Genomic DNA, 23,981 nt, shown 5'->3' with positions numbered 1-23,981 from the left:
GCACCAGTGTGCCGGATCGGGCGGTGGGGTCTAGGGCGCGTTCCAGATCATGTGCACGGTCGTACCGTCCTGGTCCGAGGTGACGGCGGCGCTGTCGGCCAGCGCCCGCATCAGCGGCACACCACGCCCGCGGTTGGGATCGGAGTTGTGCGATGCCCAGTCCCCGCGATCGGTCACCCGCACTTCTATCCGACCCTCCGCGGCACATGTGACCCGAATGTCGAGTGTCCCGCGATCGGTGTGGTCTCGATATGCGTGCTCGACGCTGTTCGCTATCGCCTCGTACGTGGCCAGCACCACGTCGTACGCACGATCGGGGTCGACGCCCACATTGCCCAACCAGTCACCGAGCTCACGACGAAGCTCCGACGCTCGATCCGCATCGGCAGGTTCACCAGTGAACAGCAGTTCTTCCATTCGCGCACCTGCCGTCGAGATCGAGCTGTCGGTACGTGAGTCGTCACCTCCGAAGAGAGTCGCCATCATGAATCCCGTCTACCCAAAAGTTCAGGATCTACCCGCATGAATTGCAACGAATGCTTCGTCGACCGTTGCATAGATTCCGAACACCTCGTCCAAACCGACGAGAGTGAGAGGCCGTCCGGTCGCCGGACCGTCCGCGACCACTGCAAACCCGGCCTCGCCGCCGAGCTGCTGATGCGTCGACGCCAGCAGAGACATGCCCGCGGAGGCGAGAAATCCCACATCACTGAGATCGATCACCACAGCCGTCGGCGATTTCTCGAGCACGAGAGCGACCGACTCGGACAGATCGGGGGCAGTCACCAGATCCAGTTCACCGGACACCGCCAGAACGACGTCCTGGTCACGCCATTCCACGATCACATCGAAGTGCTGGGGCCCGAGGCCCATGTCGTCCGCAGTCACACGAAGACTTTACCTCGCCTCCCCCTGGCGGACTTTCTCCCGATCGGCCGACCGACCCGACTCCCGTTAGGCTCGCTTCGGTGATCGAGGGACTGCACAGCGCGAACCGTCGCGAATCTCACCGTCGTTCGGCCGGCGAATACGTCGCGGTCACGGTCGGCGGCGCGGTCGGTGCGGCGTTGCGGTACGAGGTCTGGACCTGGCGGGCATCGCCGAGGTGGCTGCTGGTGAGCACGTTCGGAGTGAACGTGTTCGGATGCCTCGTCGTCGGTGCGGCGTTGGGGTATCTGTGGGGCCGACCGGCTCCGATTGCCCGTGCAACAGTGTTCGGGCTGGCGTGCGGGTTCACCACGTTCGGTCTGTACGCATTCCACGCCGTGACGCATCGTGGTGCATGGAATTCGGTTGTCTATCTGCTGGCCACACCGGTGGTGGCGCTCGTCGCGATGGCATTCGGCGCGGCGATCACGAGGCCGAGGACGGGCAGCGCTCGATGACGACGATGCTCCTGGTGGCCGCCGGAGGCGGACTCGCTGCGCTCGGGCAGTTCGTGTTCTCGCACGCGATCAGGTCTCGGCGACGGTTGTCCGCACTGAATCTGGTGGCGTGCGCGGCCTTGGGACTGGTGTTCGCGCTCGATCCACCGGACCGGTTTCGTTCGCTCGTTGGCGTCGGATTTCTGGCCTCGGTGGCTCCGATGGCCACCGTGGTGCTGGCCACGCTTCGGCTCACTCAGGATCAGCAGTATCGCAGCGCTGCAACGTTCTTCGCGGCGAATGTGGTGGGCGGTATCGCCGCGGTGATGTTCGGGTTCCTGGCGTGGAAGTCCGGGATCACGCTCTATCACAAGATCGTCTGACTCGGATCCGTCAGTCGCTCGTCGAGTCCTCGCACGACCCCTGCAATCCGGCCTTGACGAATCCGGCGATCTGATAGAGGTAGGTGAATTCCCATTCGACAAGGGAGAAGTCGTAGGAGCGTGGCGTCGGACGCATGGTGACGGTGCCGTCGAAGCATCGATCGAAGATGTAGCGGGCGCGCGGTAGGTGATACCGCCAGGTGACGACGATGACGTGGTTCCACCCGCGTTCGCGGGCGAGCTCCTGGGTGAAGATGGCCTCTCCGCGCGTGGTCGACGGCACCGGCGGGATACAGAGCACCTCGAACTTCTGTGACGATGTGGCACACGCCTTCTTCATCGTCGAGTCACCGGATCCGTAGGGATCGGAGAGCACAACCGTCTTCGCCAGACCCTGCTCGGCGAGCGAGATTCCGTAGGCCTCGCGTCCGTCGTGTTCACCGCCCAGTACGACAATCGCGTCGGCCGTGGTCAGCGGATCGACGCGAGCCTTGGTGAACGTGACGTATCCGCCGACACCGATCGCGGACACCAGGACAACAGGGATCGCGAAGGCGAGAAACAGCAGCAGGCGTCCGCGGAACACCTCCCCAGGTTAGGGAAGGCGCTCCGCGGGCGCGCGGTCAGCGACTCACATCACTCACTCGGCTGCGGAACCGTGACGTTGCAGTCGGTCACCTCGGGGTTGATACCGAAGTAGTTGAGCGGGCCTGCGACGACGGTCAGGGCGATGGTGCCTGCGCCTGCGCAGTTCTCGGGTGCGCTCTCGAAATCTCCGCGCTGGTACGACGCGAATGCGCCGATGATCAACCAGACGAGAACGATCAGTGTTACGAACCTCATGGTGCCCCCTTAGGCGGTCAGCCGCCGTTCGGCTGTCGGGAGCCAGGTATGTCCGATTGTCGCAGTCTTCAAACTGTGTCTAGTCGTTCTGCCTGGCCAACGTCTGCGACAGGTAGTCGCTCAGTGCCTGTTCCTGGACGCGATCGAGGGCGCGGGCGAGTTCTGCCTGTGCCGATTTCATCGCCAGTGCGCGCATCTTCTCGAACATCTCGGTCGTCTCGGCCACCTCCCCCGATTTGGGGAGCCAGCCGGGACCGTGCTGCGCGATCAGGTGGTCGGTCACGCTGCCCACCATCGACTCGGCGATGGCGTTCATCTTCGAGGCGGTTCGTTCGTGCTGGTCGAGCAGTTGTTCCAGGGTGAAGCCGTACTGGCTCAGATCGACGAACACCTCGAGGAGGGTGGGGTCGAGAATCTCGCATTGGTCCCCGTCGATTCTGATCAGTTTCGCTTCGATCAGTCGGGCAACGATGTCGTCGTTGTCCTCGCCGAGAAATTGCGCGATCAGTTCGACGGGAATGATCGTGGTCTCGGCCGACGACCACTTGCGAGTCACGATTTCCTGCAGGCCCAGTATCTCTTCCAGGTCCTTGCCCTGCTCCCAGCCCGAGAGGAAATCCGCGATGTGCGCCGAGGTGAAACCCCGCTGGAGCAGCGAGTCGATCACTTTCAATCGCGTCAGGTGATCGTCGTTGTAGATGCCGACTCGTCCTCGGAGCGTGGGCGGCGGCAGCAGACCGCGTTCCTGGTACGCCCGCACGTTGCGAGTGGTCGTCTTGGCCTCTCGGGCCAAGTCGTCGATTCGATACTCCACCGAGCTCCCTACCTCCGCCGCGCGTCGACCAACAGGATATACGTCGACAACGCGGCGGAAGGAGGATCGCAGTCCGAACGTCAGCACGGCGACGGGCTTGCTCCGGAGCAATTCACGACAGGGCGTCGGCCCGTGCCGGTTCGAGCGGCACGTCGACGCGGCGCGGAACGATGGTGAAGTCGTCCTGCTCGACGTGGCGGAGTTGATCGACGTACTGGGTGGCGAAGCCGGGGAACATGGTGGCGTTGAAGCCGTCCTCTGTGAGATACCAACTGCTGCAACCGGAATTCCAGGTCGTCTTGGCGAGTTTGCGCTGCATGTCCTCGTTGTACGCATCCTGGACGTCCTGGCGTACATCGGCGCTGTGCAGATTTCCCTCGAGCACGAGAGAGATCGCCTCGACGAGGTAATCGATCTGCGCCTCCATGTACACCAGCGCCGAACTGTGCCCCGGGCCGGAGTTGGGACCGAACGTGAAGTACATGTTCGGATAGCCCGATACCGCAATACTCTTGTACGCCTTGGCCCCTGCGCTCCACTCGTCGGCCAGCACCCGACCGTCGCGTCCGGTGATCGGTATGGGAGTCCCGGTATTCGAGACGTCGAATCCGGTGGCGAACACGATCGCATCGAATCGGTGCTCGACGCCTTCCACGGTCCGAATTCCCTTGGGCGAGAGCGTCGCGATCGGCCAGGTCACCAGCGTGCAGTTCGGCTTCTGCAGCGCCGGGTAGTAGTCGCTGGTCATCAGCAGTCGCTTGCAGCCGGCCCTGAAGCGAGGTGTCAGCTGCCGCCTCAGCCAGGGATCGCGAACCTGACGGCGCAGATGGGCTCGTCCGACCGTTTCGACGATGCGTGTCAACGGGGTCTTCCACACGACACCGAGTGCGACGGATTCGTGACCCCAGAACCACAGCGACCGGGCCAGGGTCTGGGCCTGCGGGAACCGCGCGTACAGACGCTGTGTGCTGTTCCGCGTTCTGCGATTGACTCGGGGCAGCGTCCACCCGGGGGTGCGTTGGAACACCTTGACCGTATCGGCGATCTTCACCAGTTCGGGAACGATCTGCACGGCGCTCGCTCCGGTTCCGACGACGGCGATCTTCTTGCCCGCGAAGTCGTAGTCGTGATCCCACCGAGCACTGTGAATCTTGCGCCCCTCGTAGGTGTCGATTCCGCGGATGTTCGGCAGGCTGGCGTTGGCGAGCGGCCCCGACGCCATGACCACAGTGCGTGCCCGAACATCGGCGTGCCCGTCGATGCTCAGGTGCCAATGCCCGGACGCCTCGTTCCAGATGATGTCGACGACGTTGTGCCCGAATCGAATACGCGACTCTATGTCGAACTCGTCGACCATCGTGTGGATGTAGTCGAGAATCTCGCTACTACCGGAGTAGGTGTGCGACCAGTTCGGATTGGGCGCAAAACTGTACGAGTACAACCGGGACGGGATGTCGCACGCCGCGCCCGGATAGGTGTTGTCGCGCCAGGTTCCGCCGACGGCGCTGCCGCGTTCGAGGATGACGAAGTTCTCGATACCCCTGTTGCGCAGTCGGATGGCGGAGCCGATTCCGGCGAAACCTGCACCGACGATCACCGCGTCGAGTACGGCTTCGCGCACGTCGAACTCGCTCATGCGACGGGCTCGTAGGTCAGTTCCTTGGCCCAGGTCGGCTCGGAATTGAGTGTCCTGCTCGGGTATCGGCGAGTGAGCTTCACCAGCCCGTCCGCCAGGACGTGGTACGGGTGCTTGCGGTTGATCACGATGCTGCCGTGCCACTGCACGATGCGATACATCGGTACCCGCAAGGCCACCGGGCTGCGTTCCCCGACACTCTTGAATCGCTTCATCGCGGTGTACAGCCGCTCCTCGTCGACGCCCATCTCGACGATGTTGTCGCGCATCTTGTTCAGCAGCGGGATGTACCGCAGTGTGCCCACGATGAGGGCGGGGTTCATCCAAGCCCCGACGGTGTCGACCAAGATCTTGCGCATCCGCGAATGTCCGAGCAGTTCGATGACCGCGAAATCGACTGCCAGGTGGCGTGATTCGTCGGAGTTGATCTTCTTGAAGACCGCCTGACAGACCGGATCCTCGATCTCGTCCATGATGAATTTCACCAGCGCGCCGTCCAGCGCCACCTCGAGCATCGGTATGACGGTGCCCAGCACGGCCAGCGACAATCCGTCGGAATGCTTGTCGAGCCAGTCGATCACGAGCTTGACGTTGATGTTGGGCTCGGGCATCTCGTCGCCGTCGAGCATGCCCCAACGACGCATGAGAGCGAGCTCGGCGTTGGCGTGCTTCTGCTCCTCGGCGTGGAAGTAGCGATAGATCTCCGCCAGCGTCTCGTTCGGAGCCTTGAGCGCCATCGCCGCGAAACCACGAGCGCCCACGTTCTCGATCCACATCAGATCCGACATGAAGGGCTTGAGTTTGGCGTGCAGCTCGGGACCGATGGTCTCGGCGCCGGGGCCGTCCCAGTCGATGTCCGCCAAGGCCCACTGACGGTCCTTGATCTTGGTCAACATGTCTTCGAAATCCATTGCCATGTCAGGCTCCTGTGGTCGTCGAGGTGAAAGATTCGTTCTTCGCCTGCTGCTGCTCGGCGGGCATCACACGATTGAGCAACCCGAGAAAACGCACGTAGACCGCGGGCAGCAGTCTCTTGAATCGCCAGACTGCCTTGGCGTCGAACTGGGGCACGACGTAGAGCCGACCCCGGTCGAAGGCGTCGAGGGTTCGGGCAGCGATCTTGTCGGGAGACCGTCCGGTCCAGCGCATCGCGAACTCGGCCAGCCGCGACGAGCTGGCGGTGATCCGGCCGTCGACGGCCACGTTGGTCTTGACGAACGTCGGGCACAGAACCGACACCCGTACACCGGTACCCGACAGCTCCGCCGCCATCGTTTCCGACAGGCTCATCACTGCGGCCTTGCCGACGTTGTACGGACCCATCAGCGGCGCAGCGGCAAAGCCTGCCGCGGACGCGACGTTGATGATCCCGCCCTCACCGGCGGCACGCAGTCCAGGGGTGAACACCTCGCAGCCGTGGATCACACCCCAGAGGTTGATTCCCAGAGCCCAGTTCCAGTCCTCGAAACCGATGCTGCCGACCGGCTTTCCGCCGATTCCGACGCCTGCGTTGTTGATGACCACCGTGGTGGGCCCGTCGAATTCGATGCCGGCCCGCAGCGCCAGCTCCTCGACGTTCTCGCGAATCGACACATCGCATTCGACGGCGTATCCGGTGCCGCCGAGAGCGTTCACCATCGCGACGGTCTCCTGCGCTCGCGGTAGCGAGATGTCGGCGCACATGACGGCTCCTCCGCGACGAGCCAGTTCGAGCGCGAACGCACGGCCGATGCCGCTGCCCGCGCCGGTCACCACCGCTCTCGATCCGTACGAGGGTTTCCCGGTCTTGGTCCTCATCTGCCCACCTGTTCCTTCGAATCGTGTTGTTCGACTTGACTGTCGAGTGCCCTGGTGACGAACTGGGCTGCACGCTCGAGCGCATGTTCGGCCTCGGGTATCAACCGTGGGAGGGCCTGGAACACGTGCATCTGATCGGGCCAGATTTCGAGTTCGCTGCAGCCTCCTGCCTGGTCGATCATCGAGTGCAGATGCCACGCATCGCCCCGCAGCATCTCGGCTCCGCCCACTTGGATCAGCGTCGGTGGCAGCTCTCGCACACGGCCGAGATCGAGCCGTAGTCGCGGGAGGCTCGCGTCGTGGCCGTCCGTGTAGAGCGAGACCAGTCCTCGCGCCGCCTTCGCCGAGATCATCGGGTCCTTCCGTACGCGCTCCATCCGGGCCGAGAGCTCGAAATCGAGATCGATCAGCGGCGAGAACAGCACCATCGCTCCCGGTTGCGGCGTGCCGGTCCGGTCGTTCTCGATCAGCAGGTCTGCGGCCAGGTGGCCACCGGCCGAGTCCCCGGCGATGACGATGTTCGCAGCGTCGTACCCCTGACTCAGCAGCCAGCGGTACGCGGATTCGAGGTCGTCGGCCGCCGCGGGAAACGGGTGTTCCGGGGCGAGCCGATAGTCCACCGTGAACACCGGCAGGCCGGTGGACCTGGACAGCCTCGCGGTCAGGCCACGATGCGTCCGCGCCGAGCAGATGACGTAGGCACTGCCGTGGATGTAGAGGATCACCCTGGGCCCGGGCGACAAGCCGGGCGCTCGTACCCATTCGCCGCGCACCGAGCCGTCGGCCACCAGGTCCACCGTCGTTCCCTTCGGCACAGGGCCGAACAGGTTCATCGAGGTGGCGACGAGGCGTCGAGAGAACTCGATGCCGCCGCGGGAGGTCGGAAGCAGGTTCGTCACCGGACGCAGAAGCAGCCGAGTCGTCACGGCAGCGAGACGTGTTCGCCTGCAGCCTGATCGCGATACGCCGTGCGGCAGATGATCGTCAACGATGGTCGAGGTCACGTGATCACTGTCACCCTCTATTCGCCATTTGTCAATGGCCTATTAATTGGTGGTGAAGTGTGGAACAGTGACGGCCGACACCATGTACGCAAGGAGAGCGAGCACACGTGACGATTTTCGAGAGCTCACCATCGGCGGATCTCGATACCTCTGCCATCGGTCCCGAGGACAGGATCTTCGAGGTGGAGATCGCCGAGGTGACCTACGAAATCGACGATGCGATCTCTCTCGGTTTCAGGGTCCCCGAGGACCACGAAGACCGGTTTCGGTACGAGCCGGGTCAATTTCTCACCCTCGAGATTCCGTGCACCGACGGCGGTTCGGTGGCCCGCTGCTACTCCTTCTCGAGCTCCCCCGTCCGTGACCCGCTCCCCACCGTGACAGTGAAGCGCATCCAGGGCGGAGTGGCGTCACACTGGTTGCACGACAACGCCGTTCGCGGGATGCGACTGAGGGCGCTGAAACCGTCGGGTATGTTCGGACCCAAGAGCTGGGACATGGATTTCGTCCTCATGGCCGCAGGCAGCGGGATCACCCCGATCATGTCGATCGTCAAGACCGCCCTGTTCGAGCACGACAATCGGATCACCCTCGTCTACGCCAACCAGAACCGTGACTCGGTGATCTTCGGGGAGCAGCTGACCGAACTACGGTCTCGCTTTCCCGATCGTCTCGACATTCACCATTGGTACACCTCGGATTCGGGGCTACCCACCGCTGTCGGACTGGCGTCGATGGACGCGACAGTTCCCGACGAATGCGAGGCGTTCCTGTGCGGGCCTGCGCAATACATGAACGTCGCCGAGGATTGGCTCACCCGCACCGGCACGACCGCGCACAGAACCCATCGAGAGGTGTTCTCCTCCTTCGAGTCCAATCCGTTTCGGACCGCCGACACCGAGTTGCCGCACCGAACCGATGCGAACTCCGTCACCGCTCGGGTCGAGATCGACGGAATGGACACCGAGTTCACCTGGAATGCGGACACGAAGCTGCTCGACCGCCTGCTCGAACTAGGTCTCGATCCGCCGTACGTGTGCCGCGAAGGAACCTGCGGCGGGTGTGCCTACACGCTCACCGAGGGCACCGTGACCATGCTCGCGAACGAGACTCTCGACGAGTACGAACTCCAGTACGGCGTCCGATTGGCGTGCCAGTCCGTGCCCGATTCGACGACGGTTCGCGCGGTGTTCGACCGCTGATGCCGGAGTGGGGCGCTCAGCCCTCGAGCGTCAGCGAGTGAGGCTCCGACGTGAAGGTCGCAGCCGATCCCGCGGCGCGAGCTATGCCTGCGATTCCGCCCCAGACCATCATGGTGAGGTAGTCGACGAGTTCGTCGGCCGTCATGGTTCGATCGAAGATCCACCAGTGCGATGCCAGCCGGACCGCACCGATCATGGCGAATGCGATGGGCATCGAGCCGGCCGTCGAGAACTCGCGCTCTCCGAATCTGTCGATGATGACCGTGGCCAGCAAGTCGGCGATCAGCCCCTCCGCCGCGGTGATGATCTCCTGATTGCCGCTGACTGCATTGTTGGCGTGGACGTAGATGTAGATATCGGGATCGGTGGCGACCGTCGTGACGTAGGCACCGATCACTGCGCGGGTGAGCCGGTACTCGTCGAGGTCCTCGGACATCGCGTCCTGGATCCGAGGCATCAGTGCAGTCTCGACGTATCGAGCCATCGCGGCGTCGGCGAGACCCTTCTTGTCGGTGAAATGTTTGTACAGAACGGTTTTCGAGACACCGTTCGCGGAGGCGATGGCATCCATACCCACGTCGTGTCCGTGCTCGCGAATTGCTGCCAGTGTGCGATCGAGCAGTTCACGTCGCCGGGTGATTCTGTGCTCGCGCCACCGGTCGCTACGACCGTCCACCTTCACCGCCACGCTCATGCCGATTGCGATACCGCTCGTGATCCCCTCAGCAGAATCGACGCCACCAACTCCGGATCGTCCGACATCGGCACGTGTCCGAGCCCCGGGTACGTCGTCACGTCGGCCTGCGGAAAGATTCGACGCACCAGCGGTGCCTGGTACACCGGCAGAACCCAGTCGCGACGCCCCCACGCGACGGTGACGGGAACGGTCTCGTCGACCGGAACGCTGAAGCGCGGCACCGCGTTACCCGCTGCGTCGATCGCACGGTTGGTGGTGATGCTCAGCGCGTCGATCGTGGCCGTCGCCGCCGGAACTCGCCACGGCTTGGCGTAGAACACGCCGTTGGCGATCGTGCGACCGACGACGTTCCTCATGACGGCCGGTGCGATCGGACCGATGATCCGGGACGCGGCCCTGAGAAAGCGAAAGACGAGCAGTGCTCGTGTCTGATCCCTGTGGCCGCGGAAGAAGCCCGCCGGTGAGAGTGCGGTGGCCGAGGCGACCGAGCCACGGGCCGCGAGCTCGAGTGCGAAGTACCCACCCAGCGAATTTCCGGCCACGTGTGGCTTCTCACCGTCCACGGCCACGTGCTCGAGGAAGCGCTCGAGCTCTGCCACGATCCACGGCCCCAGATCGAATTCATCGGTGGGTAAGTCCGGTGACGCGCCGTGACCCGGCAGGTCCACCGTCACCACTCGTCGATGCCGTGCCAATGTCTCGACGACGCTGTCCCACGCATGTTGCCGGTGCACGATGCCGTGAATGAGCACCAAAGTAGGGCCCTCGCCCCGGATCGTGTGAGCCAGGGTGAGTCCATCGATGTCCGACGTCACTGCATACCGATCTTTCTGGGCTGGATCCGGTACACGTTCGCCGTTCCCGACGAGGCCGTCCCAGCCGCGCTCGACTTCGCCGCACGGCCGAAGGTCATCGATTCCGTCAGATCGTCGAACCGTGCGTCGATTCTGTCCAGAATGTAGTTCTGGCGCACCGACCAGGGACGTTCGGTCCCCGATTTCGGTAGCTCGTTCAGAGACCGCGTGACGTAACCGGCGGCCAGATCGACGACCGGACGAGAGTCGACAGCCTTGCCCTGCCGGTCCGGGATCGCATGGGTGTATCCGTGAGATCGCATGTACACCAGGAGTTTCGCCACAGCCTGCGCTGTCATGTCCGCCTTGAGCGTCCACGATGCGTTCGTGTACCCGATGGACCATGCGACGTTGGGTACGTCCTCGAGCATGTGGCCCTTGTAGACGAACTTGTCGTGCGCTTCGAGCCGCTCGCCGTCCAGCGACAACTCGATACCGCCGAACGCCTGCAGCTTCAATCCCGTTGCGGTGACGATGATGTCGGCCGGGATTTCGTCACCCGATTCCAGCAGGATGCCGTCGGCGGTGATCTCGGCGATTCGGTCGGTCACCACACTCGCTCGACCGGAGCGGATGGCCTCGAACAGATCGCCGTCGGGTACGACGCACAGCCGCTGGTCCCACGGGGCATACGTCGGCTTGAAGTGCTTGTCGACGTCGTACCCTCGCGGCAGTTGGGCTTTCGTCATCGCGCGAAAGACCTTGCGGGCCGTCTTCGGTGCACGGCGGCAGAGCTGGTAGGAACCGACCATCAACAGGGCGTTGCGCCAGCGAAGTGCGCTGTGCGCGAGCGTGTCCGGAAGCAGGCGTTTGGTGATCGTGGTGAACGGATCGGTCATCGGCAGCGACGCTATGTAGGTCGGTGAGCGCTGCAGCATCGTCACCGACGCGGCCTCGGCCGCAAGCGTGGGCACCAAGGTGATTGCGGTTGCTCCACTTCCGATCACGACGACCTTCTTGCCGGAGTGATCGAGGTCCTCGGGCCACTGCTGCGGATGCACCACCTGACCGGTGAACTCGTCCAGCCCGGGAAGGTCGGGGGTGTACCCGCCCGAATAGTCGAAGTAGCCGGTGCACAGGAACAGGAATCGACTGCGGTAGGTCGTGGGAACACCGTTCGTCAGGGCGTCGACCGTCCACATGTCCGTCGACGAGTCCCAGTTCGCTGCGGTGACCATGGTCGAGAAACGCGTGCGCTCGTCGATTCCGTTGGCGTAGGCGGTATCGACGATGTAGTTGCGGATGTCTTCTCCGTGAGCGAGCAGTGTGTCGCCCTGCCACGGCGTGTGCGGGAACGAGAACGTGAAGATGTCACTGTCGGAGCGAATACCGGGGTATCGGAACAGATCCCAGGTACCGCCTGCTCGCTCGCGACCTTCGAGGATTGCGTAGCTGAGTTCCGGCGCCATCTGCTGCAAGCGATATGCGGCTCCGATGCCCGATATACCGGCACCGATGATGAGAACGTCCTCGACGTTGTCGTCGGAACCGTCGAACTCGGGCCACCGACCTTGGCTTTTCGTCACGCCGCGCCTCACTGTTTGCCGAACACCACCGCGATTTCGACCGATCGAGCAGGCAATCGCGACCTACATCACACAATGTGCCATTGACGAGTGGCGATGTCAATGGCAGCCTCGACGCATACCGATGAGAGGAATCCATCATGAACCTCACACCCTCCGTTGGGAGTGGAGCCCACGGAACGACCCTTGAGCTCACCGGATGCAGCCCCATCTCGACCGGGACCAGTACCCGATGACTCCCGTGGTGGTCGGGGCCGCAGGAGTCATCGCTCTCCTTCTGTTCACCTCGCGCGGCGCAGGCATGGACTTCGACCGACGCGCCCTCGCCGGCGCGTACAAGCCGACGCGGTCGACCTGGCCGAAGCGACTGCGGAGCCGTCTACGCCAACGATGAACCCGGAAGCCCCGACCGTCGATAGTGACCCATCACACTCCTGTAGGACGTATGTTTCGGAGCAGCCGGATCGACTCATACTTATCGGCGTCCTCCGCGACGCCCCCAGCTCCGGATGACCGGAGACGACCTACACGAAAGAGGTACGCACCGATATGGCCGACTTCATCGACAAGGCTCAGCACAAGGCAGAGGAACTGGCCGGGACTGCGAAGGAGAAGGCAGGCGAGGCAACCGGTGACGACAGCCTCCGCGCCGAGGGTGCGACGGATCAGGCCAAGGCCAACACCCACCAGGCTGCAGACTCCGTGTCCGACGCGGCCGAGAACGTGGCCGACACCGCAACCGATGCCGCCAAGGAAGCCAAGCACGCAGCCTCCGACGTTGCCGACAAGGCCGCCGACGTGGCAGAGGATGTCAAGGACACGGTCAAGGACAAGGTCCAGAACGTCGACGTCGACGATGTGAAGGAGAAGGCTTCCCAGGTCGCCGACAAGGCAGCCGACAGAGCCTCCGCCGTCGCCGACGACGTCAAGAACACGGTTCGCAACATCGACAGCGACGATGTCGCCCAGGCCGCGAAGGTCGGCACTCCGGTCATCGCCGCCATCGCAGCCGCAGCCGGTGCCGTCGCGTTCGTGCTGATCCGTCGACGCAACCGTCGCCGCAGCGCCGCGCACCTGTTCGTTCCGTCGAAGCGCACCACCCGCAAGCTCGCCAAGAAGGCACGCAAGCACAGCTTCTGAAGGTAAGTGCACAGAAAAGCCCCGCCTCCCGTTCGAGGCGGGGCTTTTCTCGTCCCTACAGCTTTTGTCGTCCCTACAGCTTCTGTCGTCCCTACAGGGGCTTGAGTGCCCGGCTCGGCACCCAGTGCGTGACGGTTTCGCTTCGGTCTCGCGACATCAACTCGTACGTGACGCGACCGAGCCAATCCCCGTCCACGGTGATGGACCATTCGACCAGGTCGCCCGGTACAACGCGTCGTACGTCGAATCCCTCGGGGTTGAACTTCGACGCGTGGTGTGGCGGTAGTGGATAGAGGATGTTCAGGTCGATCCAGACCTTCAGCGGCGGGCGGAGCAACTTGAAGGGGCGCACGGCGGACGCCGGTCGAGGTTGTGCGCGCCGTGCCATCGTTCGATCATACGTTCGATTTCTGCACCGATCCACCGCCTCGGGAAACGAAGAACGGCCACCTGCACGCGGGGTGCAGGTGGCCGTTGTTCGGTGTTCCGAGGATCAGATGCCGAGCGATCCCGCCAGGAAGGGCCAGGACTTGTGCAGGTCGTCCTGCCAGTAGCCCCACGAGTGGTTTCCGATCGGGCGGAAGTCCACGGTGGCCGGGATGCCGAGCTGGTCGAGGCGCTTGGCCAGGTTCGAGGTGCAGAAGTTGGTGGCAACTTCGATGCCGCCGCCGACGATGACCTGGTTGGCGAGCGTCGCCGGATCGTTCTTCAGGCGCGGGTTGGCGAAGGTGTCGTTCGGTGCACCCGGCAGGCCGCTACCGGTGCTCATGTAGATCTGCGTTCCGCGGAGCTTCTCGGCGTTGAGCAGCGGATCGTTCTCGCGCCACACTGGGCCGTCGAGCGGGCCCCACATGTTCTCGACATTGCCGCCGCCGTAGGTCTCGACGACGAGCTTGACGAACTGCTGACCGATGGGGTCGGAGGTCTGAGCGCAGCCACTGTAGGCAGCGACGCCGGCGAACTTGCCCGGGTACTTGATCGCGATGTTGAGAACCGAGGTGCCCGTCATCGACAGCGCTGCGAGCGACTGGCGGCCGTTGGTGTCGAACTGGGCGTCGATCAGCGGGGGCAGTTCTTCGCCGAGGAAGGTGCTCCACTTGTTGCTACCGAGCTTCGGATCGTCCTGCAGCCAGTCGGTGTAGTACGACCACTTGCCCTTCTGCGGGGTCACGATGTACGCGTTCTTGTCCGAGAAGAAGGCCTCGGCGTCGGTCTGCGACTGCCACGATGCTGCATCCTCGCCGCCGCCTGCGCCGTTGAGCAGGTACAGCACCGGGCGGGACACGCTCTCGTCGGCGGGGCGCTGCACCGTCACGGGAATGGTGCGGTTCATCGACGCCGAGAACACCTGGAGCTGAACCTGGCGGTTGTCGAGGGTGTTCACCGACTCGATTCGCGATCCGTTGCTCGACTGCGTCGTGGCCGCAGGCAGTTCGTCTGCGGACGCGACGGGCGTCATCAGCGCGGTCGGAAGAATCGCCACTGCGAGGGCGACGGCCGTAGCCGAACCGATTCGCCGGAAGCCGTGTCGTCGAGATCGTGGCACGCTGTTTCACCTTTTCGTCGAGTTACACCGGTCGAGTCTCTACATCGGCCGAAGATGAGGTGACGTTACCTCGAGCAACCGTCCGAAGCGTCACGGACCGGACGATTCCGAGACTCGATCGTGATGCTCCGGGCGGTCGCCGCGGGTGGCGAAAATGCAGGCCGCGACGACGATCACCGCAGTCACCACACCCACGGGTAGCGGCGAATACAGCGAGACGATGGGCCGCTCGTGGTCGTCGGATGTGCCGTCCGTCCAGAAGAATTCTCGCGGCGGCACCGGAGCAGACACCCAGAACAGCGTCAGCGCGAACGGAATCAGGGGCGTGATGCTCGACGCCACCGCGCGCACCGGTTGCATCGATCCGACGGCCAGGCCGAGGGCGACCGGATACAGAGTGCAATACGCAACGGTTCCAACGACATTGACCGCACTGTTGTCCATCGCGATCAGACCGGTGGCCGTGACCACGGCGAGGACCACGAGCGCGAGGGTCGACAGGTCTCGGTGCAGACCCACCCGTATCGCGCCGACGAACAGCACAGCGGCGACGGCGAATACCCACCACGACGCGTCCGACCATGCCAGCGAGTTCACCCCGGACGCCGCGATCGCCAAGCCCAGCATGAGGTATCGGCCGTCGCGACCGTCGAGCTTCAGCGCGGCGGCGTAGGTCAGCGCGACGGCGATCGCGACGGCGAAGATCCACATCCTCATCGTCGACGCCGTGTTGCCGAGGTAGGTGTAGACGATCAGGTACACGAGGGCGAGTACGCCGACGACTGCAGCATCGGACGCCTCGAATCCGATCACGAGTGCTCGCCGGGCCGTCGCGACCAGCAGCGCTGCGGTCACGAGGAGAACGAGCAATGGGACGGTCGATTCGACGTAAAACGGTGCCAGACCATCCATCCACCGCCCCTCACGCGGTCCGCGTAGCGCAGAGATCGCGTCGTAGAACAGCATCGAGCCCAGCAGCCCTGTTGCGATGCCGGCAGACGGAACTCTGCGTCCGCCGGCGATGACACCGCATACGCCCACCAGAGCGCCCGCGCCGAGGGCGTTGGTGGTCACCGCTTGATTGGCGGCGATCGGCACGAACGACGGCAGTGCAATCACCGTTGCCCCGACCGCCGCGGCCACTGCAGCCGCTACCGAGGAGCGCCGAGAATGTACGACGGCCAGCACGAGCACGGCCACCGACACGGCCAGGAAGCCTGCCCACTGCGCGGAGACGAACGCCCCGTACCACTTGCCCGACGACTCGATGTGGAACACATCCCAGCCGAGCGATTCCCGAATCGAGTATCCGGCAACGAATCCACCGCATACCGTTGCCAGAACGGACCCGTACCGATCTGCGATCATGTCTCGAACTTAGAGGTGATGCCTCGGAGCCGGGGACACGACAACCGCACAAGCTGACTCCGTCGACGCCTGCAGCAACTGACGTGACAAGGAGATCAGTTGTACGGCTTCCGCGCCGTTTCGGGGTCGCCGTACGTGATGGCCCGTTCGCGTCGGGTGCCGGTGGCCAAGGTTGCGGCCCAGTTGATCAGTGTCCCGACGCGATTGCGGTTGCCGGCCAGGAACGCGATGTGGATGACGCCCCACGAGACCCAGCCGAGGAATCCGGACATCTTCAGCGGCCCGGCCTGCACCAGGGCGTGACCGCGGGCGATGTAGGCAGCGGTGCCGAGGTCTCGGTACCTGAAATCCTTTCGCGCAGAACCGGACAGGTCTGCTGCGATCGCCGCGCCCGCCGCTCGGCCGCCCTGCATGGCCACCTCGGCGACTCCCGCAAGCTTGTTCAGCGACATGATGTCTCCGACGACGAAGACGTTGGAGTGTCCGGGGATCGAGAGATCCGGTTGCACGGCGATGCGTCCCGATCGGTCCTGCTCCACTCCCATGGCGTCGGCGAGTTGCTTCACGAACGGGACAGCTTCCACGCCTGCGGTCCACAGCACGGTGTGGGTGTCGTAGCGTGTGACGGTCTTGGGTTCGGCCTTGGCCGTGACCTCGACGTCGGTGGCCGTGACATCGGTGACGTGCACCCCGAGATGCGTCTCCACACCCACGGCATCGAGGGTGCGCTGCGCCTTCTTCGTCAACGAGTCGGGGAACGATTCGAGTACGCGGTCGCCGCCGTGGAACAGCAGAACTCGCGCTTCCGACGGGTGAATCGAATCGAACTCCTTTGCCAACGCTCTGGTGGCGAGTTCTCTTATCTGGCCGGCCAATTCGACTCCGGTCGGGCCTCCACCGGCCACCGCGAAGGTGAGCCACGGCCTGCGCTCCTCGGGGGTGGGGAGAGACTCGGCCATCTCGAAGGCGGAGATCAACTTTCGCCTGATCGCAAGGGCGTCGTCGAGGGTCTTCATCCCCGGTGCCCACTGCACGTATTCGTCGTGGCCGTGGTACGCCTGCTGCATTCCGACGGCAACGACGAGGTAGTCGTAGGGCAGCTCGAACGTCGAGCCGTCGAACCGACTCGCCGTCACCACTCCGCCGTCACCCGCTGAGCCGTCCACACTGGGGGTCACCGAGGTCGCTTCACCCAATGCCACATACACGTTCTTCTGCTTGCGCAGCAGGTGTCGCAGCGGACTGGCGATCGAGCCCTCCGACACCAGACCGGTGGCGCATTGGTAGAGCAGCGGCTGGAAGACGTGCGAGGTACCGCGCTCGAGCACGGTGACATCGACGTCTTCGTTGCGCAAACGCCGTGCCGCGTGGAGTCCGCCGAATCCTCCACCGATGACCACAACCCGTCGACGTGCCATTGCGAACTGTCTCCCTCGGACCGATGTGCGGAGAAGGATTCTCCGATTTTTCAGCCTACTCGAGGGCCGCACCCCCGATACGGGGATGCGGCCCTCGCTTCGGTGCAGCTCAGCCGAGCAACGTCCGCATGGTGTCGATTTCCTGCTGCTGTGAGGCCACGATCGTGCGAGCCATCTCCTGCGCGTCGGGGTTCGAGCCGTCGGCGATCTCGATGTTCGCCATCTCGATCGCACCTTCGTGGTGCTCGATCATCATCGTCAGCCATCGGCGGTCGAACTCGGGACCGGCGGCCGCAGTCAACGCGTCCATGTCCTGCTGGGTCATCATGCCTGTGCCCGAGCCGTGGTCCATCTCGCCCATGTCGGACGAGGGTGCGGGCTGACCCCATTCGGCGAGCCAGGCGGTCATCCGCTCCATTTCCGGTTGCTGCGCGGCTTCGATCGCCGACGCCAATGCCACGACGTCCGGATTGTCGGTGCGGCCCTCGACCATTGCCGCCATCTCGATTGCCTGTGCATGATGCGGGTACATCATCCGAGCGAACATCACGTCCGCATCATCGAACTGAGCGGATGCGTCGGCCTGGGTAGATGGCACCGACGACGAGTTCGACGCGCCCATCGGCATGTCGGAAGTGTCGCTGCTGCAGCCGGCGACGAGGAATACGCTCACGGTGGCGGCAGCCAGCAAAGAGACGAGTGTTGTACGCATGTGAATCTCCTTGAACAAGTGCGAAATACATGGATCTGGGTATGCCGATCCGCCGGTGGTGTGCCTCCACCGGACTGCATGTCACACTCGTAAGGTCACCGATCTGTCCAGCTCCCAGAGGGTCCACGGCGGCGCACGCTCCGAGATGGAGTCGGTGCGCCCACCGATACCGTCGTCCGACATCGGGGCGTGGACGACATCGACGCTCGTCGCCGGGACCGACAACGCAGCCCACGCCACCGTGGTTCCCGCGCACGGATGCATCATCTGATGCGTCGACGGGCAGTCGTGTTCGCCGTCCGCCACCTGTACCGGATCCTCGTGGTGGGTCGTCGACGCCATGGCAGCGTGTTCGCTGCTCACCGACATGGTCGGTGTCACCGAGTGCATCAGCAGCACCCCGAAGATCGTCAGCGCGATCAGCAATCCGGTCGCCGAGGCGAAGCCCGGGCGACTGCGTCGGATCACTGAATGCATGACATCGACGATAGCAAGAGATACCCCCTAGGGGTAACTGGTAGGGACTTCCGCCCCACACCGAAGGACTTCCGCCTCTGTCCGCATCGGCCCCACTCGGTAATGCTCGAGGTGTTCCACACGCGAAGGTCAATGGACGGGACAAGGTCATGACTGCATCGAACCGGATAGTCGTCGGAGTCGACGGATCCGCCACATCCCTCGGCGCGGTCCGCTGGGCGACGCGCGAGGCTGTTCGACGCCACGCCCCGCTCGAGCTGGTCACGTCGTCGCTGTTTGCACCGGGAACCTACGGTGACGCCATCAGCCTTCGGATGGGCGCGTTCACGGACCCCGATATCGAGGCCAAGCGTGTGCTGACCGCAGCGGTCGATGTTGCGCACAAGACGGCGGCCGGTAATTCACTGATTCTCGACACTCGCCTCGAGCACGGCTCCGCTGCAAGAAACCTGACGCATTTCGACGTCGCACCCGCCATGATCGTCGTCGGGTCGAGGGGTCTCGGCGAGTTCACCGGTGGACTGATCGGGTCGGTCAGCACCGCGGTGGTATCGCACGCCAAATGCCCTGTCGCAGTGATCAAATCGACCATCGTCGGCGACGGACCGGTCGTCGTCGGTGTGGATTGCACGTCCAACAGCCAACCGGCCATCGGGTTCGCCCTCCAGGAAGCATCGCTGCGGGGGGTCGACCTCGTTGCGGTGCACGCCTGGAGTGACCTCGAACTGGGCAGCGTGTTGACGCGCGACGACGAGGGACCGTGGGTCGACTCCGAACTCGCCGAGAAGACGTCGTTGGCGGAGAGCCTGGCCGGATGGTCGGAGGACTATCCGGACGTCACCATCCACCGGGTGGTGGTTCGGGACAGGCCGGTTCGTGAACTGGTCCGTGCGTCCGATACTGCGCAGTTGATCGTCGTGGGGAGCCGTGGTCGGGGCGGATTCGCGTCGATGCTTCTCGGTTCCACCTCACGTGCGGTGCTGCATTCGGTGGACGTTCCCGTCGTCGTCGTTCCCACGAACCGATGACGACGCCGACCGTCGACACCACATACGATTCCGAGAAATTGGACGCAGACCTGCGTTATTGGGCTGCGGCGAACTATCTGACGGTGGCTCAGATCTACCTGCAGGACAATGTATTGCTGCGTCGGCCACTGGAATCGGAGCACATCAAGCCGAGGCTGCTCGGGCATTGGGGCACCAGTCCCGGCCTGTCGATGATCTACACCCTCCTCAACCGCGTGATTCGCCGAACCCATTCGGACTGGCTGTACGTCACCGGGCCGGGACACGGCGGCCCGGCGATGGTGGCGAACACCTACCTCGAAGGCACGTACAGCGAGATCTACCCGGACATCTCGCTCGACAGCGACGGAGTCCGACGGCTGTGCCGTCAATTCTCCACTCCCGGAGGCATTCCGAGCCACGTGAGCGTCCAGACCCCGGGCAGCATTCACGAGGGCGGCGAGCTGGGCTACGCCCTCGTCCACGCCGCCGGCGCAGCGTTCGACAATCCCGATCTGATCGTCGCCTGTGTAGTCGGGGACGGTGAGGCCGAAACCGGTCCCCTGTCCGGTTCGTGGAAGATCCCCGCCTTTCTCAACCCGGTCCGTGACGGCGCAGTGTTGCCGATCCTGCATCTCAACGATGGAAAGATCTCCGGCCCGACGGTTCTCGGTCGTAGCGCCGACCTTGCAGTCGAACGCTTCCTACGGAGCCAGGGGTGGACACCGATCTTCGTCGAGGGCACCGACCCGCGAGAGGTTTTCCCGGCCCTCGAATCTGCCCTCACCCGCGCCCACGATGCGATCGGGAGAGTTCGGCACGCCGCACGAGGCGGCAACCCACGAGGCGACATCGCCTGGCCCGCCATCGTTCTGCGTACGCCCAAGGGCTGGACCGGTCCGCACGAGGTGGACGGCAAGCGCATCGAGGGCACCCACTGGGCGCACCAGGTGCCGTTGTCGGGTGTCCGAGAGAATCCTGCACACCTGGAACTGCTCGAGAAGTGGCTGCTGTCCTACGATCCCCGATCGTTGTTCGACGACAACGGTGCCCCGGTGGCGTCGATTCGGGAGCTCGCACCGTCGGGCACCGAACGTCTCGGTGCCACCCCGTACGCAAACGGCGGTGTGCTGCTGCAGCCCTTGGTCATTCGAGACCTCGAGAACTACGCGCTCACCGTCGAGTCCCCTGGTCGCACGTCGCACGAGACGACCACCGTACTCGGGGAGATGATGCGCGATATCTACCTCGACAACGCCCAGCCCAACGGCGGCGGCAACTTTCGCCTGTTCTGTCCCGACGAGACCGCGAGCAACCGCCTGCAGGCCGTGTTCGAGGCCACCGACCGGTGCTGGCAGCTGCCGACCACCGAGTTCGACGACGATCTCGGTCCCGACGGCCGCGTGATGGAGGTGCTCAGCGAGCATCTGTGCGAGGGCTGGCTCGAGGCGTATCTGCTGTCGGGTCGACACGGCCTGTTCGCGAGCTACGAGGCCTTCGCCATGGTGAGTGTGTCGATGCTGATTCAGCACACCAAGTGGCTGCAGCACGCCGCCACACTCGCATGGCGAGCACCGGTCGCGTCGCTCAACGTGCTGCTCACCAGCACGTGTTGGCGCAACGACCACAACGGATTCAGCCATCAGGGTCCCGGACTGATCGACGCGGTGATTCCCCTGGCACCGGACGTCGTGCGCGTATGGCTACCACCGGATTCCAATACCCTCCTCGCCGTTGCCGATCATTGCTTCCGCAGTCGAGGTCACGTCAACGTTCTGGTGGTGGACAAGCAGAGTCACCCGCAGTATCTGACGCTTCCCGAGGCACGGGCGCATGCAGCGGCGGGTGCGTCCCGCTGGGACTGGGCCGGCACCGAGGAGACCGGTACCGAGGAAGATCCCGAGATCGTTCTGGCGTGTGCCGGCGACGTGCCGACCGAGGAAACCCTGGCGGCCGCACAGTTGTTGCGCACGTGGACTCCCGAGCTCAGGGTCCGCGTGGTCAACGTCATCGATCTGATGGCATTGCTCCCCGTCGTCGATCATCCGCACGGATTCTCCGACGAGCAGTTCGTCGATCTGTTCACCGCCTCTGTCGATGTGGTCTTCGCGTTCCACGGCTATCCCCGCGCGGTGCACCAACTGATGCACGGCCGACCCGACGCCCAGCGGTTCCATGTTCGCGGATTCATCGAACAAGGCACCACCACAACACCGTTCGACATGGTGGTGCTCAACAAGATCAGTCGCTATCACCTCGCGCTCGCAGCACTCGACCGAGCGGGCACTGCGCCGGCCGGTGCCGAACGACTGCGGCAGCACTGCCAGGACCAACTCGTTCGGCACGATGCCTACATCCGGGAACATTTCGAGGATCTTCCCGAGATTCGACAATGGCGGTGGTCGTGACCGCGAGGTGACTACCCGCGGGCGATGATCAGCGGACAGTCGACGCGGTGGGCCAGCGACCGGACGGTGGATCCGAGAAGTCGGTCGCTGAAACCGTTGCGGCCGCTCGAACCGACGACGACGGCCTGCGCCCGCGGTGATACCTCGAGGATCTTCTCGACCACGTTGCCGCGCAATATCTTCTGCTGTACCACGACGTCCGGGTACTGATCGCTCCAGCCGGACAGGCTCTCTGCCAACACGGTTCGACCGTTCGAAAGGATCGCATCGGACCTGTCGGTGGCGGACGCGTCGGGCGCCGAGATCAGTTCGTCCGTCGACACGTGGACTGCAACCAGTTCCGCTCCCCGGAGTGAGGCTTCGTCGAAGGCCAACCGAACAGCGTTCTGGTTGTGCGGCGACCCGTCGATTCCGAGGACAACAGGGCCTCCCGACGAGTGCAGCTCCACGCTTCCCGGCACGATGACCACAGGGCAGTGCGCTTGAACGGCCACCGCGGTGCTCACCGAGCCGAGCAGTTCGGCGAAGTATTCGCCGTTGCCACGCGAACCGACCACCATCATCGAGGCACTCGATGACTGCTCCAGCATGGCCTGAATCGTCGGTCCCACAATCGATTCACTCGTGATGACGAGCGCGTCCGGGTTGTTCACCGAACGTCGAGCGACCAGCGACGCCCAGGCGAGGATCGACTCTGCGGCCGTGTGCTCCTCGGAGCCGATGTGCGACGGCAACGCGACGAAGCTGGTGTACAGAGCCTTGACTTGGTATGCGGACACCAGCTTCACCGGTACCCCACGCAACTCGGCCGCATGCGCGGCCCATCCGACTGCGTCGAGCGACGAGCCGGAACCGTCGACACCGACAACGATCGGAGACTGCCTCGAGGTACTCATGCGTGCGGGACGACGAGGACGGGGCAATGGGCTTGCCGCAGTACGGCGGTCAGTGTTCGTCCGGGCACTCGGTCTCGCTCGTGACCGACCACCATCAGCTGGGCTGTCTCGGAGACCGCCACCAGTTCCGATCCCGAGTCGGCCTCGGCATACACCGACGCCACACGAATGTCGGGATAGTCCGCGCCGAAGGGTTCGAGCCGAACGTCCATTGCCGATTCGGGGTGTAGCCCGTCGCCCGGGCCGCTGAGAGCGGACGCGAGAATGGAGGAGACAGCCTGAGTGTGCACCGCCAAGACGCTGGCCGCCCTGATCGATGCCTCGTGAAATGCCTGAGCCACCACGACATCGGCTTGCGAGACGTCGGCGTCACCCAGGGCTGCAACGACCGGGCCGCGGCGTTCGGCGTCGAAATGACGGACGATCGCGACGGGGTGGGGCGATGCTTCGACCACGGCACCGACCATCGATCCGAGTACCCAGGCGGCCACCGCACTGCCGGTGGTGGTCCCCAGTACCAGCAGAGACGCAGATCCGGCCTCGGTCGACATCACCGATTCGGGCCGACCCTGCAGAACGACCGATTCCACGAGAACCGCCGGATCGATCGCTGCGGCCGCATCCTCTGCGCGACTCAATGCCGCGCGGGCATAGTCACCGTCGACATCCGGAGCGCCGTAGACGGTTTCGGGCACCGCATGTCTGTCGATCACGTGGATCAAGCGAAGTGACGTGCCCCGCCCGCGTGCCTCCTGCACGGCGAACCGAACCGCATCGAGTGCGGTCTCCGATCCGTCGATTCCGACCACGACCGGTCCGGTGGAATGTGAAGTGTTCATCAGATGCCTCTCGATGGTGCGCGTCTACGACGAGAACGCTACGAGCGCAG

27 protein-coding genes are annotated in these 23,981 nt (G+C 64.1%); 7 read left to right on the top strand and 20 right to left on the bottom strand.

Features of this window, described 5'->3' with window-relative positions; genetic code table 11:
* Positions 1-30: 30 nt before the first annotated feature.
* Positions 31-486: an ATP-binding protein gene (locus CH249_RS19690; protein ID WP_094683564.1), complete on the bottom strand. Its 456-nt coding sequence runs from the start codon at positions 484-486 to the stop codon at positions 31-33.
* Between the two features lie 21 nt (positions 487-507).
* Positions 508-888: an STAS domain-containing protein gene (locus tag CH249_RS19685; RefSeq protein ID WP_371828371.1), complete on the bottom strand. Its 381-nt coding sequence runs from the start codon at positions 886-888 to the stop codon at positions 508-510.
* Positions 889-968: 80 nt separating this feature from the next.
* Between CH249_RS19685 and CH249_RS19680 the strand changes: the two genes are divergently transcribed.
* Together CH249_RS19680 and CH249_RS19675 are read left to right on the top strand one after the other, a co-directional pair.
* Entirely contained in the window at positions 969-1,385 is a 417-nt protein-coding gene (locus CH249_RS19680; RefSeq protein ID WP_094683563.1) for a CrcB family protein, read from the top strand.
* Entirely contained in the window at positions 1,382-1,747 is a 366-nt protein-coding gene (locus tag CH249_RS19675; protein ID WP_179273042.1) for a CrcB family protein, read from the top strand. The genes CH249_RS19680 and CH249_RS19675 overlap by 4 nt, the downstream gene beginning before the upstream one ends.
* 10 nt (positions 1,748-1,757) lie before the next feature.
* Here CH249_RS19675 and CH249_RS19670 read toward each other — a convergent pair whose 3' ends face one another.
* The 7 genes from CH249_RS19670 to CH249_RS19640 all read right to left on the bottom strand — a co-directional run bounded on the left by CH249_RS19670 (position 1,758) and on the right by CH249_RS19640 (position 7,841).
* Positions 1,758-2,333: a YdcF family protein gene (locus CH249_RS19670; RefSeq protein ID WP_032396106.1), complete on the bottom strand. Its 576-nt coding sequence runs from the start codon at positions 2,331-2,333 to the stop codon at positions 1,758-1,760.
* 50 nt (positions 2,334-2,383) lie between these two features.
* Complete coding sequence (locus tag CH249_RS19665; RefSeq protein ID WP_032396107.1) at positions 2,384-2,590, bottom strand: hypothetical protein; 207 nt, start codon at positions 2,588-2,590, stop codon at positions 2,384-2,386.
* Positions 2,591-2,669: 79 nt separating this feature from the next.
* Complete coding sequence (locus CH249_RS19660; protein WP_032396378.1) at positions 2,670-3,404, bottom strand: MerR family transcriptional regulator; 735 nt, start codon at positions 3,402-3,404, stop codon at positions 2,670-2,672.
* Between the two features lie 112 nt (positions 3,405-3,516).
* Entirely contained in the window at positions 3,517-5,040 is a 1,524-nt protein-coding gene (locus CH249_RS19655; RefSeq protein WP_094683561.1) for an NAD(P)/FAD-dependent oxidoreductase, read from the bottom strand.
* Complete coding sequence (locus CH249_RS19650; protein WP_032396109.1) at positions 5,037-5,957, bottom strand: hypothetical protein; 921 nt, start codon at positions 5,955-5,957, stop codon at positions 5,037-5,039. The genes CH249_RS19655 and CH249_RS19650 overlap by 4 nt, the downstream gene beginning before the upstream one ends.
* Before the next feature lies 1 nt (position 5,958).
* Complete coding sequence (locus tag CH249_RS19645) at positions 5,959-6,837, bottom strand: SDR family NAD(P)-dependent oxidoreductase (RefSeq protein ID WP_094657330.1); 879 nt, start codon at positions 6,835-6,837, stop codon at positions 5,959-5,961.
* Positions 6,834-7,841, bottom strand: a complete 1,008-nt coding sequence (locus tag CH249_RS19640; protein WP_306436619.1) for an alpha/beta hydrolase — start codon at positions 7,839-7,841, stop codon at positions 6,834-6,836. The genes CH249_RS19645 and CH249_RS19640 overlap by 4 nt, the downstream gene beginning before the upstream one ends.
* 107 nt (positions 7,842-7,948) lie before the next feature.
* Here CH249_RS19640 and CH249_RS19635 point away from each other — a divergent pair, with 107 nt between their 5' ends.
* Positions 7,949-9,043 carry a 2Fe-2S iron-sulfur cluster-binding protein gene (locus CH249_RS19635; protein WP_373453485.1) on the top strand — a complete coding sequence of 365 codons (1,095 nt, stop codon included), beginning with the start codon at positions 7,949-7,951 and terminating at the stop codon, positions 9,041-9,043.
* A 16-nt stretch (positions 9,044-9,059) separates the two neighbouring features.
* Here the strand turns inward: CH249_RS19635 and CH249_RS19630 are convergent, their stop codons facing one another.
* Genes CH249_RS19630 through CH249_RS19620 form a run of 3 tightly spaced genes read right to left on the bottom strand, consistent with a single transcriptional unit; the run spans position 9,060 to position 12,120 of the window.
* Positions 9,060-9,737 carry a TetR/AcrR family transcriptional regulator gene (locus tag CH249_RS19630; RefSeq protein ID WP_045196924.1) on the bottom strand — a complete coding sequence of 226 codons (678 nt, stop codon included), beginning with the start codon at positions 9,735-9,737 and terminating at the stop codon, positions 9,060-9,062.
* The gene (locus CH249_RS19625; protein ID WP_094683560.1) at positions 9,734-10,555 is read right to left on the bottom strand and encodes an alpha/beta fold hydrolase; all 822 of its coding nucleotides are present in this window, start codon (positions 10,553-10,555) and stop codon (positions 9,734-9,736) included. The genes CH249_RS19630 and CH249_RS19625 overlap by 4 nt, the downstream gene beginning before the upstream one ends.
* Positions 10,552-12,120 (bottom strand): NAD(P)/FAD-dependent oxidoreductase, encoded by a 1,569-nt coding sequence (locus CH249_RS19620; protein ID WP_045200410.1) that lies wholly within the window; start codon positions 12,118-12,120, stop codon positions 10,552-10,554. Before CH249_RS19620 ends, CH249_RS19625 begins: the two co-directional genes overlap by 4 nt.
* 199 nt (positions 12,121-12,319) lie before the next feature.
* On the opposite strand from CH249_RS19620, the gene CH249_RS19615 reads away from it, so the two are divergent.
* Complete coding sequence (locus tag CH249_RS19615; RefSeq protein WP_094645878.1) at positions 12,320-12,514, top strand: hypothetical protein; 195 nt, start codon at positions 12,320-12,322, stop codon at positions 12,512-12,514.
* 155 nt (positions 12,515-12,669) lie between these two features.
* Positions 12,670-13,260: a CsbD family protein gene (locus tag CH249_RS28635; protein ID WP_094683559.1), complete on the top strand. Its 591-nt coding sequence runs from the start codon at positions 12,670-12,672 to the stop codon at positions 13,258-13,260.
* Positions 13,261-13,351: 91 nt separating this feature from the next.
* Here CH249_RS28635 and CH249_RS19605 read toward each other — a convergent pair whose 3' ends face one another.
* The 6 genes from CH249_RS19605 to CH249_RS19580 form a co-directional block, all read right to left on the bottom strand.
* Complete coding sequence (locus tag CH249_RS19605; RefSeq protein WP_032376174.1) at positions 13,352-13,648, bottom strand: hypothetical protein; 297 nt, start codon at positions 13,646-13,648, stop codon at positions 13,352-13,354.
* A gap of 105 nt (positions 13,649-13,753) precedes the next feature.
* Complete coding sequence (locus CH249_RS19600) at positions 13,754-14,719, bottom strand: alpha/beta hydrolase (protein WP_373453486.1); 966 nt, start codon at positions 14,717-14,719, stop codon at positions 13,754-13,756.
* Between the two features lie 177 nt (positions 14,720-14,896).
* Entirely contained in the window at positions 14,897-16,174 is a 1,278-nt protein-coding gene (locus CH249_RS19595) for a hypothetical protein (protein WP_094683557.1), read from the bottom strand.
* A 95-nt stretch (positions 16,175-16,269) separates the two neighbouring features.
* Positions 16,270-17,592 (bottom strand): NAD(P)/FAD-dependent oxidoreductase, encoded by a 1,323-nt coding sequence (locus CH249_RS19590; RefSeq protein WP_094683556.1) that lies wholly within the window; start codon positions 17,590-17,592, stop codon positions 16,270-16,272.
* A 109-nt stretch (positions 17,593-17,701) separates the two neighbouring features.
* Positions 17,702-18,304, bottom strand: a complete 603-nt coding sequence (locus CH249_RS19585; protein ID WP_094683619.1) for a DUF305 domain-containing protein — start codon at positions 18,302-18,304, stop codon at positions 17,702-17,704.
* 81 nt (positions 18,305-18,385) lie between these two features.
* Entirely contained in the window at positions 18,386-18,781 is a 396-nt protein-coding gene (locus CH249_RS19580; RefSeq protein WP_094630259.1) for a DUF6153 family protein, read from the bottom strand.
* Positions 18,782-18,930: 149 nt separating this feature from the next.
* Between CH249_RS19580 and CH249_RS19575 the strand changes: the two genes are divergently transcribed.
* Positions 18,931-19,809 carry a universal stress protein gene (locus CH249_RS19575; RefSeq protein ID WP_094630258.1) on the top strand — a complete coding sequence of 293 codons (879 nt, stop codon included), beginning with the start codon at positions 18,931-18,933 and terminating at the stop codon, positions 19,807-19,809.
* The gene (locus CH249_RS19570) at positions 19,806-22,196 is read left to right on the top strand and encodes a phosphoketolase (RefSeq protein WP_094645881.1); all 2,391 of its coding nucleotides are present in this window, start codon (positions 19,806-19,808) and stop codon (positions 22,194-22,196) included. The genes CH249_RS19575 and CH249_RS19570 overlap by 4 nt, the downstream gene beginning before the upstream one ends.
* 11 nt (positions 22,197-22,207) lie before the next feature.
* Here CH249_RS19570 and CH249_RS19565 read toward each other — a convergent pair whose 3' ends face one another.
* Complete coding sequence (locus CH249_RS19565; RefSeq protein WP_094645882.1) at positions 22,208-23,092, bottom strand: universal stress protein; 885 nt, start codon at positions 23,090-23,092, stop codon at positions 22,208-22,210.
* Positions 23,089-23,931 (bottom strand): universal stress protein, encoded by an 843-nt coding sequence (locus CH249_RS19560; protein ID WP_094683555.1) that lies wholly within the window; start codon positions 23,929-23,931, stop codon positions 23,089-23,091. Before CH249_RS19560 ends, CH249_RS19565 begins: the two co-directional genes overlap by 4 nt.
* Between the last annotated feature and the right edge of the window lie 50 nt (positions 23,932-23,981).

This window comes from Rhodococcus sp. 05-2255-3B1 (assembly GCF_002258545.1).
Lineage (GTDB): Bacteria > Actinomycetota > Actinomycetes > Mycobacteriales > Mycobacteriaceae > Rhodococcoides.
Note: the sequence above shows the minus strand (reverse complement) of the source record. Positions and strands in the feature narration are given on the sequence as shown.